Below are 13,325 nucleotides of genomic sequence, written 5' to 3' on the forward strand. Positions count from 1 at the left end.
GAGCGCCGCCACCGCCATCAGGATGATGCCGCCGGCAGCCTCGGTGGCGAGGAAGCTCCTGAGAAAGGATGGGCGGCCGGTCTGAGACATGAATCGGGGTCCTTGCGGTTAGGGAAACCCGTCTCAGGCTGCGCATTTCCCAGGGATCGTCGGGGTGTCCTGGAAGGGTAGAAAAAACCCGCTGCAATTGACAGCGTTTTCGGGAAGGTTGGACATGCCGCTCTGAAGATCGGCACACCGCATCTCTGCGCCCCATTCGGCAAAGAATGCCTGTGATCCGCGGGGAACAGCACCCCCGCCACGTCATTTTTGCAACAAATTCCAGCCATTATGGCAGGGCCCAATTGCCGCAACGTAAAATTGCGGACGCGAATGCCTTCGCTGGTGTTCCGGCCTTGAAATGGGAATGCTTTGACATGGATCTGACCAGACGTGCCGCCCTGCAACTGGCCGGAACGGCCTGTGCGAGCCTGGCGACCGGATGGGGTGGTGCCCTCGCGGCCACGGACACCTTCGGCCCGGAGACGGTGATCGCCAAGGCGAGAGAACTGGCGGCCAAGCCCTATGTTGGTCCCGGCGATGCCCTGCCCGAAAGCCTGAGCCAGCTCAGCTATGACGATTTCCGTCGCATCAATTTCCGCACCGATCGTACCCTGCTGCGCGACGGCGGCTCGAATTTCGGCCTGCAGCTCTTCCATCGCGGCAGCATCTTCAAGCACCAGGCCAAGGTGAATCTGGTGGCCGACGGCGCCGTCAAGCCGCTGTTCTATTCGCCCGATTTGTTCGATTTCGGCGACAGGGGCCCGCCGCAGGGCCTGCCGACCTCGCTGGGCTTTGCCGGCATACGCTTGCTCTATCCGCTCAATCACAGCGGTAAGATGGACGAGCTCGCCGCCTTCCTGGGGGCCAGCTATTTCCGCTTCCTCGGCAAGGGGCAGCATTACGGCCTCTCGGCGCGCGGGCTCTCGCTGGGGTCGGGCGGCCCGGGCGAGGAATTTCCCGATTTCGTCGAATTCTGGGTCGAGACACCGCAGGCCGGCCAGGGCAGCATCGCCGTGCATGCCCTGCTCGACGGCCCCTCCGTCACCGGCGCCTATCGTTTCGCGTTCGAGCCGGGCACGGGTGATGATGTCGCGGTGCAGGCCACGCTCTTCGCGCGCAAGGACCTCAAAGAGATGGGCCTGGCGCCGCTGACCTCGATGTTCCTCTATGGCGAGAATACCCTCAATCGCCCGCGGGACTTCCGTCCCGAAGTGCATGATTCCGACGGCCTGGCCATCCAGTCCGAAGGCGGGGAATGGCTGTGGCGCCCGTTGCGCAACCCCACGCGCAATTCCGTCGCCAATTTCTTTTCCAAGGACATCAAGGGTTTTGGTCTCCTCCAGCGCGACCGCGCCTTCGGCAGCTATCAGGATCTGGAGGCTCTCTACGACAAGCGCCCCGGCTATTGGGTCGAGATGAAGAGCCGGCTCGGACAAGGGCGCGTGGTGCTGGTGGAACTGCATTCAAACGCCGAGACCGACGACAATGTCGTTGCCACCTGGGTGCCGGACATCCAGCCCAAGGCGGGCAGCGAGACGCAGATTTCCTATGTCATCCATGCCGTTGCTGGTCCGCTGCATCAGGGCGGCCAGGCCTATGCCACGTTCGAAACCCACAACGCCGCAGCCACCACTGCCGGCAAGCCCAGCGTCACCCGCTTCCTGATCGATTTCGTCGGCGACCGGCTGAAGGATGTCGCCCTCGACGTCAGCAAGATCGAACTGGTGATCTGGGGCTCGAACGGTTCGGTGTCCGCTCCCTCGGTGGTGGCCAATCCGGCCATCAATGGGGTGCGGGCGAGTTTCGACGCCGAGCCGCCGCCCGGCGAGGACATCGACCTCAGGGCTTTCCTGCGCCTGGGCACGGAGACGCTGACGGAGACCTGGACCTACCGGCTCGACTCGGCCCAGCCGGTGTGAGGGATTGGAGCATGGACATCTCAGCGACATGCCCGCATGTCGCGATGTCCGCCTCTTCTTCACCGCGCGGCGTGTCCAAGAGCGGACAGGATGTCCGCGCTCCAGGGGAAGCGCGCCGAATTTACGGGGCATAAACCATCCCCGTAACTTCCGATCCCGAAGCTGCGAAGACGAGGCCATGTCCCGGGTGCGCGGACGTCTCGTCCGCCTCTTGGAAACGCTGCGCATAGGAGGCAAACCGCGGAAAACACGGCCACGCACCCGGAAATCGGCTCTCGTCTGCCATAAACCGGCCCTTAACCCGCCTTGCCTAGCGTGAGCCTGGGCTATTGGTGTTGCGTTCCCGTCAGATTTCCGAAAGGACGTCTCGATCCGATCCGGATTGCCGCACCTTGCAACTTTGAGGTTTACGGCAATGCGGACCATGCGACGCGGCTTTGCACAAAGCTACGCTCTTCCCGACGAACTGAAGAGCATGCTGACGCGCAGGCTGAACGAACTGCTCGGCATGGCGCTGATCGGCTTCACGGGCCTGGCCGCCATCGCATTGGCGACCTGGTCGGTGCAGGATGCCAGCTACAACCATGTCGGCGGTGCCCTGCCGATCCGCAACTGGCTCGGCTTTTCCGGTGCCGTTACCGCCGACTTCCTTACCCAGATGTTCGGCATCGCCTCGATTGCGCTGCTGGCGCCGCTCGCCTTCCTGGGCTGGCGCCTGCTGGCGCACAAGGCCTTCGATTCGCAGCGCATGCGCCTGATCTGCCTCGCCGTGGGCGTTCTCCTGGCGGCCGGCTGTCTGTCGGGCCTGCCGGTCACCGCGCATTGGCCGCTGCCCACGGGCCTGGGCGGCGCGGTCGGCGACTGGGTCTTCTATCTGTTCACGCCGCTGTTCTTCGCCGGCAAGTCGGTGATCGGCCAGGCCGTGCTGACGCTGGCACTTGGTTTCGGTGCTTTTTTCACCCTGGCCATCGCCTCCGGCTTCTTCTTCCAATATCGGGAAGAGGAGCGTCCGGCGCCTGAGATGCCGATGCGCATCCGCGGCCAGCCGCGCCGCATGAGCGAGGAGGAGGACGAGGAGGACGAGCGTTCCGCCGTGCTCGGCGCCCTGATGCATTGGGGGCTGATGGCCAAGAGCGCGCTCTTCCGCAAGCGCGTCAAGGTCACGCCAAGCCGGATCGAACGCCAGCGCTACGAACGCGACGGCCGCGAACCACCGATGTACCGGCCCGGCGGCATTTCCGATCTCTTTGCCCGCGTCAAGGCGGCCGCCCACCTCATCGCCCGCCCCGTCTCCGCGCAGACCGAGCCCGGGCCGGCCCGCCGCGAGCCGGCCTTCACGCCGCGCACCGCTCCGCGCGCCGATGCCCGGCGTCCGCATGAGGCCGTGTCACTCGACGGCCAGGAACTGGACGATCGACTGCCCGAGGCGATCGATCAATATTCCGGCAGCCAGCCGGCCTATGCGCCCTATGACGACGAGGACGAACTGCCGCCGATGCCGCCGCCGCGCCGGCCGCTGATCAGCGCCGAGGAGGCTGCGCGTCGGGTCGAGCCTGCCATCACGACGACCCGGGTGGCCCAGCCGAGCGCGGCTGTGAAACCGGGCAAGCGCCTCCTGCGCGAGAGTGAGCCGGATTTCCCTTTCGAGCACCGCTACGAACTGCCGCCGCTCTCTCTGTTGAGCGAGCCGCGCAAGCAGGCTGGCATCGGCGTCTCGCAGGAGGCGCTCGAACAGAATGCCCGCCTGCTCGAAGGCGTGCTGGAAGATTTCGGCGTGCGCGGCGAGATCATCAATGTGCGCCCCGGTCCGGTGGTGACGCTTTACGAACTGGAGCCCGCCGCCGGTATCAAGGCGGCCCGCGTCATTGGCCTCGCCGACGACATCGCCCGCTCGATGTCGGCGCTTTCGGCCCGCGTCGCCGTGGTACCCGGCCGCAATGTCATCGGTATCGAGCTGCCCAATTCCAAGCGCGAAATGGTGTATTTCCGCGAATTGTTGGCCTCGGAGGATTTCGAGAAGTCGAAGTTCAAGCTGGCGCTGGCGCTGGGCAAGACCATCGGCGGCGAGCCGGTGATGGCGCAGCTCGAAAAGATGCCGCATCTGCTCGTCGCCGGCACCACCGGCTCGGGCAAGTCGGTCGCCATCAACACCATGATCCTGTCGCTGCTCTACCGGCTGAGGCCGGAGGAGTGCCGCATGATCATGGTCGATCCCAAGATGCTCGAACTCTCCATCTATGACGGCATCCCGCACCTGCTGGCGCCCGTCGTCACCGACATGAAGAAGGTAGTGCTCGCGCTCAAATGGGCGGTGCGCGAGATGGAAGAGCGCTACAAGAAGATGGCCAAGCTCGGCGTGCGCAACATCGACGGCTACAACCAGCGTGCCGCCGAGGCCATGGCCAAGGGCGAGACGGTGATGCGCACCGTGCAGACCGGCTTCGACAAGGAGACCGGCCAGGCCCTCTACGAGCAGGAGGAGATGGACCTCTCGCCGGTGCCCTACATCGTCATCATCGTCGACGAAATGGCCGATCTGATGATCCAGGAAGGCAAGAACGTCGAAGGGCCGATCCAGCGCCTGGCCCAGATGGCGCGTGCCGCCGGCATCCATCTGATCATGGCGACGCAGCGTCCCTCGGTCGACGTCATCACCGGCACGATCAAGGCCAACTTCCCCACCCGCATCTCCTTCCAGCTCACCACCAAGATCGACAGCCGCACCATCCTGGGCGAGCAGGGCGCCGAGCAGCTACTCGGCCAGGGCGACATGCTGCACATGGCCGGCGGCGGGCGCATCTCGCGCGTGCACGGCCCCTTCGTCTCCGACGAGGAGGTGGAGAAGGTGGTCACCCATCTCAAAGCCCAGGGCCGGCCCGATTATCTCGACGCCATCACGGCGGATGAGGACGAGGGCGGGGACGACGAGGCCGCCGACGGCGCCGTGTTCGACAAGACGGCGATGGGTTCCGAGGATGGCGGCGACCTCTACGACCAGGCGCTCAAGGTGGTGATGCGCGACAAGAAGTGCTCGACCTCCTACATCCAGCGCCGCCTGCAGATCGGCTACAACCGCGCCGCCTCGCTGGTCGAGCGCATGGAAAAGGAAGGCATCGTCGGCCCGGCCAACCATGCCGGCAAGCGCGAGATCCTGGTCTACAGCCGCGACGTCAGGAATGGCGAGGAGGAAAGCCAGGAGGATGAGGAATAGGGAAGGGCGGCGCGGCCAACCGACAGGATTTTCTGCACTTCGATATGCGGTGCTTGGAGATAGCTAGGTGACAAGCGAGTGGATGGTGGATGGTCCCTATGAGCAATGCGGGGCTTTGCGATCATCGCTTTCCCGGTTGGCTGGACCGTGCAACGAGCTTGTGTCGGATACGGGCAAGGAACCGCCCGATACCAGGAGCGAAACAGTATATTTGCGCGAATTGCTGGCCTCGCGGGAATTCACGAGTTCGCCATCCAAGCTGCCGCTGGCACTGGGCAGGACGGTTGACGGAGCGCCGCTGATCTTATCGCTCGCGGCCGCGTCGAATCTGCTCATTGCCGGCACCACCGGATCGGGCAAGTCGACCGCCATCGACGCCGTGATCATGTCGCTGCTTTGCCGGTTGAACCCGGAAGAATGCCGCATGATCATGATCGATTACATGATGATGCAGTTTTGCGATTATGATGGCATCCCCCATTTGCTAGCTCCCGTCATCAGCGACATGAAGGAGGCGGTTCGCGCGCTCAACTGGGCAACGCGCGAGATGGAGGAACGCAACACCAAGATGGCCAAGCTTGGGGTGCGCGACATCGGCAGCTACAACCAGTATGTAGCAGCGTCGAACGATGAGGCGGTGGACCTTATGCCGATGCACCATATTGTCATCGTCATTGAGGAAATAGCCGATCTGATGATCGTAGAAGGTCGGCGTTTCAACGAGCCTATCGTGTGTCTGACCCAGATGGGCGCCTTGGCTGGCATCCATCTGGTTGTGGCGACGCAGCGTCCATCTGCAGATGTCATCACCGACGCGATCAGGGAGAGCTTCCCGACCCGTTTGTGTTTTCAACTAACCACCAGAACCGACAGTTGCGTCGTTCTAGGCGAGTCGGGCGCCGAACAACTCATGGGTCAGGGCGATGCATTGCTAAAGATCGCTGGACTTCGCGCGCGTCTACAGGGGGCGTTCATCTCCGAAGAGGAGGTCGAACAAGCTATCTGTCATCTCAAAGCGCAAGGCCAGCCCCTGTATCTCAAGGCAATACTGGCTGGCGAGGAGGACGACGGGGAAGAGGAGGACATCGCGTTTGACGAAGGTGGAGACATCTACGATCAAGCCCTTGAGGTGGTGATGCGCGAGATGAGATGCTCGGCCTCCGTCCTCCAACGCGAGCTCGGCATCGGCTACAATCGCGCCACCATGATCGTGACGCGCATGAAGAAGGAAGGCATCGTTGACGCCGCCAACCACGCCGGCAAGCGCGAGGTCCTGGCCTGCAGCCGCGACATTCGCAGCGGCGGGGAGGACGAGAAATAGAGCCTCGGCGTGCCCGGGCATCTTGCCCGCTCTTCGCATTCCCTGACGTGCAGAATTCAAGGCGTAGCACCCAGACCGCACGAGACGCCCTGGCACCCAAAAACGCTCACCCCATCCGGTCGATATCCCGCCGCAGCACGATGGCGGTGGTGAGGTCGTCGACTTCTTCGAGCAGGGCGACGCTGTCGCGGATGGTGTTGAGGCGGCCAATGGAGGGAGCCTCGACTTCGACCACCAGGTCGAGCTGGCCGCCGATTGAGGAGACGCGCCTGACCTCGGGATAGGCGGCGAGCTGGTCGAGCACGCGCGGGGCGGGCGTGCGCACCAGGTTGATCATCAGGAAGGCGCCGACCGCGCCGTCTTCGAGCGTGCCAACATCGGCGCGATAGCCGCGGATGATGCCGGCGCGTTCCAGCATCAGCACGCGCTCGCTGGTGGCGCTGCGTGACAGCCCGATACGGCCCGCCAGGGTTTTCAGCGGAATCTTGGCATCGCGCGTCAGGATGCTGAGAATGGCGCGGTCTTTATCGTCGAGGTCCTTCATCGCCGCCCTTCTTAGTCGCCGACGAATTGCCGGTCAAAGCCGGCAAACGTCCGGCCGAACCGGCCGATAAACGGATGCCCCGGCGCACGGTCCGGGTGAAGCTTGGCGCTATCGTAGCCTCGCCGAAAAGCTTGTTCCATGACCGATCTGACCCATCCCGCACCCTCCCTGTCTCCAGCCGAGGCTCAAGCGATCGCGCGGGATGTTTTTGGCGTCGAAGGCGCAGTCAGCCCGCTCGCCAGCGAGCGCGACCAGAATTTCCGCATCGAGGTTCCCGGCGAACCGGGCTTCGTGCTCAAGATCGTCAATGCCAGCGAGCCCCAGGAGCAGAGCGATTTCCAGACCGCCTTGCTCGATCATCTCGCGGCGCATGCACCCGGTCTGTCGGTGCCGCGGCTCAAGCGCAGCCGGGGTGGAAAGGCCCTCGCCGAGGTGCAGGTGGAAGGCGGGCCGTTCCGGGCGCGCATGGTCGAATGGCAGATCGGCGAGCCGCTGGCCAAGGCCGAGCGCACGCTCGAAACCCTCGCCGATCTCGGCCGCGTGCTCGGCGAGCTCGATCGCGCCATGCAGGGGTTTATCCATCCCGGCGCGCTCCGTAGCTTCGAATGGGACATCCGCACGGCCGGAGAGGCGCGCCAGCGCCTTCATTTCGTCGCCGATCCGGAAAAACGGGCACTGCTCACCCGCTTCCTCGACCGTTTCGACGCCCATGTGGCGCCGCGCCTGCCGGCCCTGCGCGCCGCCGTCATCCACAACGACGCCAATGACTGGAACGTGCTGGTCGCTGCCGACGGCTCGGGCCGTGTCGCCGGCCTGATCGATTTCGGCGATGCGCTGCATTCCCTGCTGATCGCGGAACTCGCCGTCGCCTGCGCCTATTCGATTCTCGACCTCGCCGATCCCATCGGGGCGGCCGCGGCCATCGTCGCCGGCTTCCACGCCGCCTATCCGCTGCAGGAGCAGGAGGTCGACGTTCTCTTCGACCTGATCGCCCTGCGCCTCGTCACCAGCGTGACGATGTCGGCCCAGCGCCACGACAAGGTCGCAGACAATCCCTATCTCGCCGTCAGCGAAGCCCCTGCCTGGACGCTGCTGCAGCGGCTCGATGCCATCAATCCGGTCTTCGCCACCGCGATCCTGCGCCAGGCCTGCGGCTTCGACGCCGTGCCGGGATCCCGGGCCGCCATCGGCTGGATCCGGGCTGAGGCCAAGGGCTTTCGCCCGGTCCTGTCGCAGCATCCGGCGCGGATGCGCAAGGGGCTGGTGCCCTATGGCGACCCGGCCAATCCGATGACGGTGGCCTCGGCCGCCGAGGATCCGGAAAAGGCCACAGCCTGGTGGGACGAACATTGCGCGGGCGAGGGCATCGATCTCGGCATCGGCCCCTGGGGCGAGGAGCGCACCGTCTATACCAGCCCGATGTTCGAATCCCGCCTGGTGGCGGGCACGCGCCGCACGCGCCATCTCGGCCTCGATCTCTTCCTGCCTGCCGGTACCAGGCTGTTTACGCCGCTGGCGGCCACAGTGAAGGAAGTCGTGATCGAGACCGAGGCGCTCGGCTATGGCTGCCTGATCAAGCTCGAGCACGCTCCCGCGGGCTGCCCGCCCTTCGTCAGCCTTTGGGGCCATCTGGCGCATGAGGCTGTCGGGCGCCTGAAGCCGGGCGATCGCCTGCAAGCCGGCGATCTCGTCGGCGAGATGGGCGCTCCGACCGAGAATGGCGGCTGGGCGCCGCATCTGCACCTGCAGCTGTCGACGGCGACCGGACTCACCGCCACCGAGATTCTCGGCGTCGGGGAAGCGCCCTATCTGCCAGTGTGGGCGGAGCTTTTTCCCGATCCGGCCGAATTCGCCGGCATGCCGCCCGAGACTTTCCATCAAAGCGGCCGCAGCCGCGAAGCGATCGTGGCCGAACGCAAGCGCGCTTTGCTGCCCAACCTCTCGATTTCCTACCAGGAGCCGATCAAGTTCGTGCGCGGGGAGGGCGTCTGGCTGATCGACGATCGCGGCCGGGCCTATCTCGACTGTTTCAACAATGTCTGCCATCTCGGCCACGTCCATCCTGAGGTGGTGGAAGCGCTGGCGCGGCAGGCGGGGATCCTCAACACCAATACGCGCTATCTGCACGACAATATCGTCGAGTATGCCGAACGGCTCACCGCCACGCTGCCCGGCGATCTGACGGTGGCGAGCTTCGCCTGCACCGGCAGTGAGGCCAACAGCCTGATGCTGCGCATGGCCCGCACCCATACCGGCCGGGACGAGGCGATCGTGCTGGACTGGGCCTATCACGGCACCACCCAGGCCCTGATCGACCTCAGCCCCTACAAGTACAAACGCAAGGGTGGCGAGGGCCGCAAGGCGCATGTCTTCGAGGCCGCCATCCCCGACAGCTATCGCGCCCCGGCGGACTGGCCGGTGGGGGAGATCGCCAGCCGCTATGCTGAGAGCGTGGCCGATCAGATCACTGAAATGAAGCGGCAGGGCAGGGCGCCCGGCCTGTTCATGGCCGAATCCATCCCCAGCGTCGCCGGGCAGGTGTTCCTGCCGGAAGGCTATCTGAAGGAAGTCTACGCCATGGTGCGTGCGGCCGGGGGCCTGTGCGTCGCCGACGAGGTGCAGGTCGGCTTCGGGCGGGTCGGCAGCCATTGGTGGGCCTTCGAATTGCAGGACGTGGTGCCCGACATCGTCACCATGGGCAAGCCGATCGGCAACGGCCATCCGATGGCCGCGGTGGTGACCACCAAGGAGGTCGCCGCCTCCTTCAACAACGGCATGGAATATTTCAACACTTTCGGTGGCAATCCGGTCTCCTGCGCCGTCGGTCTCGCGGTGCTCGACGTGATCGAGCGCGATGGCCTGCGCGCCAATGCCCTCGCCATGGGTGACTATCTCCTCACCCGCTTCCGCAAGCTGCAGGAGCGCTACGACATCATCGGCGATGTGCGCGGGCAGGGGCTCTTCCTCGGCATCGAGCTCGTCACCGACCGCAAGACCAAGCAGCCGGCCACCGAGTTCGCCCGGGCCGTCAACAACGGCGCCCGCCGGCGCGGCGTGCTGATGGGCACCGAGGGGCCGCATGACAACGTCCTCAAGCTGCGCCCGCCGATGATCTTCGCCAAGGCCGATGCCGATCTCCTCATGGAGGTCCTGGAGGGGACCTTCGAGGAGGTGAGCGGGCTGCGATAGGGCAATGATTAAGACGCGACTTGCCTTCTCCCCTTGCGGGAGAAGGCTTTTGTCACCGTCTTCCGACATCAAACGACCCGGATGCCTCGAATGCATTCGGAGAAAACCAGAGAGGAAACCAACCATGAAGACCAGGATATTTGCGACACTGCTCGTCGGGGCGTCACTGCTCGCTACCACCGCTGTGGCCCAAGCCGATCCGGTGAAGGTCGGCATCGCCGCCGAGCCTTACCCGCCGATCGCCTTCAAGAACGCCGCGGGCGAGTGGGAAGGCTTTGCGCTCGATTACGCCAAGGCCGTGTGCAAGACCGCCAAGCTCGACTGCGTGATCACGCCGATGGCCTGGGACGGCATGATGCCGGCGCTCCAGGCCGGCAAGATCGATGTGATCTGGGGCTCGATGTCGATCACGCCGGAGCGCCAGAAACAGATCGCCTTCACCATTCCGATCTACAACACACCGTCCGTCTTCATCGGCAACAAGGACGACAAGTTCGACTTCGGCTCCGGCGGCCTCTCCGGCAAGAGCGTCGGCGCGCAGGTAAGCACCATCCATGCCGCCTATATCGAGAAGGCCCATCCCGAGGCGACGCTGAAGGTCTACAGCCAGCAGGATACGGCCAATTCGGACTTGGCGGCCGGGCGCATCGACCTGATCATCGGCGATGCCGTCGGCATGCAGGGCTTCCTGACGAGCTCGGATGGCGCCTGCTGCGAAGTCAAGGATTTCCCCAAGGATCCGAGCTTCGATACCGGCATCGGCGGCGGCATGCGCAAGGACGACACCAAGCTGAAGGCCGCCTTCGACGATGCCATCCGCGCTATCTACAAGAGCGGCGAGTTCGAGCCGATGGCCAAGAAATACTTCAAGTTCGAGGTCGGCACGCCGCCGAAGTGAGCTAGAAAAGGACGTTTCTCCCGGGTGCGCGGACGTCTCGTCCGCTCTTGGAAACGCCGCGCTTGGGGTGAGAAAGATGCGGACGAGACGTCCGCGCACCCGGGAATTCCGCTTGCCCTTATCCCCCTGCCGCTGCGCGCGCCGCCTTGAAGATCTCGGCCTGCCGCAGCAGGCAGGGCGAGCCGGGCGTGTGGCGCGAGGGCAGCATCCAGGAGCCGCCGACGGCGACGATGTTGCGCACTGCGCCATAGGCCGGCAGCAGCGTCGTCTCGATGCCGCCCGTGGTGACGAAGCCGACGCCTTCGAAGATGTTGGCGTAATCCGCCAGCACTGCGGGGCCGTTGGAGGCCTCCGAAGGGTAGTATTTCATCAGCGTATAGCCATATTCGCAGGCCTGCATCGTCTCCGAGGCCGTCTGCACGCCGGGGATATGGGGCAGACCGCTGGCGGCGACCAGCGCCTGCAGCGCGGGCGTGAGGCCGGGGCTGACCGTGAAGTCCGCGCCGGCGTCGAGGGCCTGGCGCACATGGTTCGCCAGCAGCATGGTGCCGGCGCCGAACAGGCAGCCGGGATGGCGCGCCTTGGCAGCCTTCAGCACCGCCGGCGCCTCGGGCGTGCGGAAGAGGATCTCGACCACGGGGGCTCCCGCTGCCACAAGGCCGTCGATATCGCTTAGACCCTCGTCTGGATCCTTGATCGCCATCACTGGCAGGATCGGCGTTTCGGCGAGGCGGGCCCGCAATTCGGCAATATTTGTCATTTTTCCTCCAGACCTGTTCTTTCCAAACTATAGCGTTTTGCGATTTGACGGAGTCATCTCGAATCGCAAAGACGCGTCGGAACAAAGAGTTGGAACAAATAGGCGTTCACGCCTGAACGCGTTTTGCTCTAGACAGCGTCGCCTCCACCTCGGCCCGGTCGGGCGTGCCCAGCCGCCCGCCGAAGCTGCGGCATTTGAGGGCCGCGGCGACATTGGCGAAGGCGATGGCCTGCGGGATGGGGGCCTCTTCGGCGATGGCGAGGGTGAAGGCACCGTGGAAGACGTCGCCCGCCGCCAGCGTGTCGACAGCCTCGACCGCGGGCGGGCGCAACTGCTCGATCCGGTCCGTTTCACGGTCGAGCCAGAAGCAGCCTTCCGGCCCGGCCGTGACGGCGAGGAAACCGGCGAAACGACCGGCCAACACACGCAGCGCCTTGCCTGGGCTGGAGGTGCCGCTCAGCGCCAGCGCCGCCGGTTCGGAGAAGACGACATGGCTCGCCAGCGCGGCAAGTGCCATTGTCACGCCGGCCGGGCCGGTATCGGCATCGAGCACGGCGGGGCGGCCGGCGGCGCGCGCCGCCTTCAGCACGGCGGCTGCACCCTCGGGCCAGCGTATGTCGACGAGCGCGGCGTCGGCACGGGCGACCAGTTCGAGCGGCAGCCAGGACGGGTCCTGGCCGAGCGCCGGATCGTAATAGGGCACCACCAGCCTCTCGCCATGGCGGTCGACCAGCACGGTCGAGATCGGCGAGCGCGCACCCCGGGCCCGACGGATGAAGCGGCAGTCGATGCCGGCTGCCGTCAGGTCGGCAACGACACGCTCGCCGATCGCGTCATCCCCGACGCGCGAGAGCAGGGTGCTGCGCCCGCCCAGCCGGGCGATCGCGGCAGCGGCACTGGCGGCCATGCCATGGGCCACCTCCGTTACCCGGCTGGGCAGGACCTTGCCGGGACCGCTCGGCAGGCTATCGAGCTGGAAGATCGAATCGAAGGAAGAGGCGCCGCAGCACACCACATGCACGATCTTGCCGGCTGACTCGGGCACCGCTCTCTCCCTCTGCGATGAAAACAATGTCATCGAACGAAGGGGGCCGCGGCGCGGTATTCGAGCGGATGATCGCATTTGTCATAGCATTGCCCGCACCGGCGGTGGAAGGGCGCCGCCCCACCGGCGGCCGCGACTTTTTCGACCGGATGCCATATCGGCCTCGACGCCGGCTAAGCGAAGGCATAGAACCGCGGGATGGCCAAGTTCTTCTATATTCTCGTGCCCTTCGCCATTCTGGCGGTCGCCATCGTGCTCGGCTTGGGCCTGCACAACATGCTCAAGGGTGGCGATGGCTGGCGCTCCCAGCGGCTGATGCAGATGCGCGTCCTGTTGCAGGCCGTGGCGATCATCATCATCATGGCGGCGATTTATTTCGCTCACAAATAAGTGACG

The 13,325-nt window shown here is 65.1% G+C and carries 9 protein-coding genes; 6 read left to right on the forward strand and 3 right to left on the reverse strand.

What is annotated here, in order from left to right:
* Positions 1-416: 416 nt before the first annotated feature.
* The 3 genes from U1R88_RS25530 (at position 417) to U1R88_RS25540 (ending at position 6,493) form a co-directional block, all read left to right on the forward strand.
* Positions 417-1,961, forward strand: coding sequence for an OpgD/OpgG family glucan biosynthesis protein (locus U1R88_RS25530; RefSeq protein WP_322433785.1), 1,545 nt, complete (start codon positions 417-419; stop codon positions 1,959-1,961).
* A gap of 415 nt (positions 1,962-2,376) precedes the next feature.
* Positions 2,377-5,172, forward strand: a complete 2,796-nt coding sequence (locus U1R88_RS25535) for a DNA translocase FtsK (protein WP_322433786.1) — start codon at positions 2,377-2,379, stop codon at positions 5,170-5,172.
* Between the two features lie 211 nt (positions 5,173-5,383).
* Complete coding sequence (locus U1R88_RS25540; RefSeq protein ID WP_322433787.1) at positions 5,384-6,493, forward strand: DNA translocase FtsK; 1,110 nt, start codon at positions 5,384-5,386, stop codon at positions 6,491-6,493.
* Positions 6,494-6,599: 106 nt separating this feature from the next.
* Here U1R88_RS25540 and U1R88_RS25545 read toward each other — a convergent pair whose 3' ends face one another.
* A complete protein-coding gene (locus tag U1R88_RS25545) occupies positions 6,600-7,037 on the reverse strand; it encodes an Lrp/AsnC family transcriptional regulator (RefSeq protein WP_322433788.1) in 438 nt (145 codons plus the stop codon).
* A gap of 138 nt (positions 7,038-7,175) precedes the next feature.
* On the opposite strand from U1R88_RS25545, the gene U1R88_RS25550 reads away from it, so the two are divergent.
* Positions 7,176-10,226, forward strand: coding sequence for an aminotransferase class III-fold pyridoxal phosphate-dependent enzyme (locus U1R88_RS25550; RefSeq protein WP_322433789.1), 3,051 nt, complete (start codon positions 7,176-7,178; stop codon positions 10,224-10,226).
* A 124-nt stretch (positions 10,227-10,350) separates the two neighbouring features.
* Complete coding sequence (locus U1R88_RS25555; RefSeq protein ID WP_322433790.1) at positions 10,351-11,124, forward strand: transporter substrate-binding domain-containing protein; 774 nt, start codon at positions 10,351-10,353, stop codon at positions 11,122-11,124.
* A gap of 118 nt (positions 11,125-11,242) precedes the next feature.
* On the opposite strand, the gene eda is transcribed toward U1R88_RS25555, so the two are convergent.
* Both eda and U1R88_RS25565 read right to left on the reverse strand, forming a co-directional pair.
* Positions 11,243-11,884, reverse strand: a complete 642-nt coding sequence (gene eda / locus U1R88_RS25560; protein WP_322433791.1) for a bifunctional 4-hydroxy-2-oxoglutarate aldolase/2-dehydro-3-deoxy-phosphogluconate aldolase — start codon at positions 11,882-11,884, stop codon at positions 11,243-11,245.
* 106 nt (positions 11,885-11,990) lie between these two features.
* The gene (locus tag U1R88_RS25565; RefSeq protein ID WP_322433792.1) at positions 11,991-12,929 is read right to left on the reverse strand and encodes a PfkB family carbohydrate kinase; all 939 of its coding nucleotides are present in this window, start codon (positions 12,927-12,929) and stop codon (positions 11,991-11,993) included.
* Positions 12,930-13,127: 198 nt separating this feature from the next.
* Here U1R88_RS25565 and U1R88_RS25570 point away from each other — a divergent pair, with 198 nt between their 5' ends.
* Positions 13,128-13,319, forward strand: coding sequence for a twin transmembrane helix small protein (locus U1R88_RS25570; protein ID WP_322433793.1), 192 nt, complete (start codon positions 13,128-13,130; stop codon positions 13,317-13,319).
* Positions 13,320-13,325 lie beyond the last annotated feature (6 nt).

Source organism: Labrys sedimenti (genome assembly GCF_034424805.1).
GTDB lineage: Bacteria > Pseudomonadota > Alphaproteobacteria > Rhizobiales > Labraceae > Labrys > Labrys sedimenti.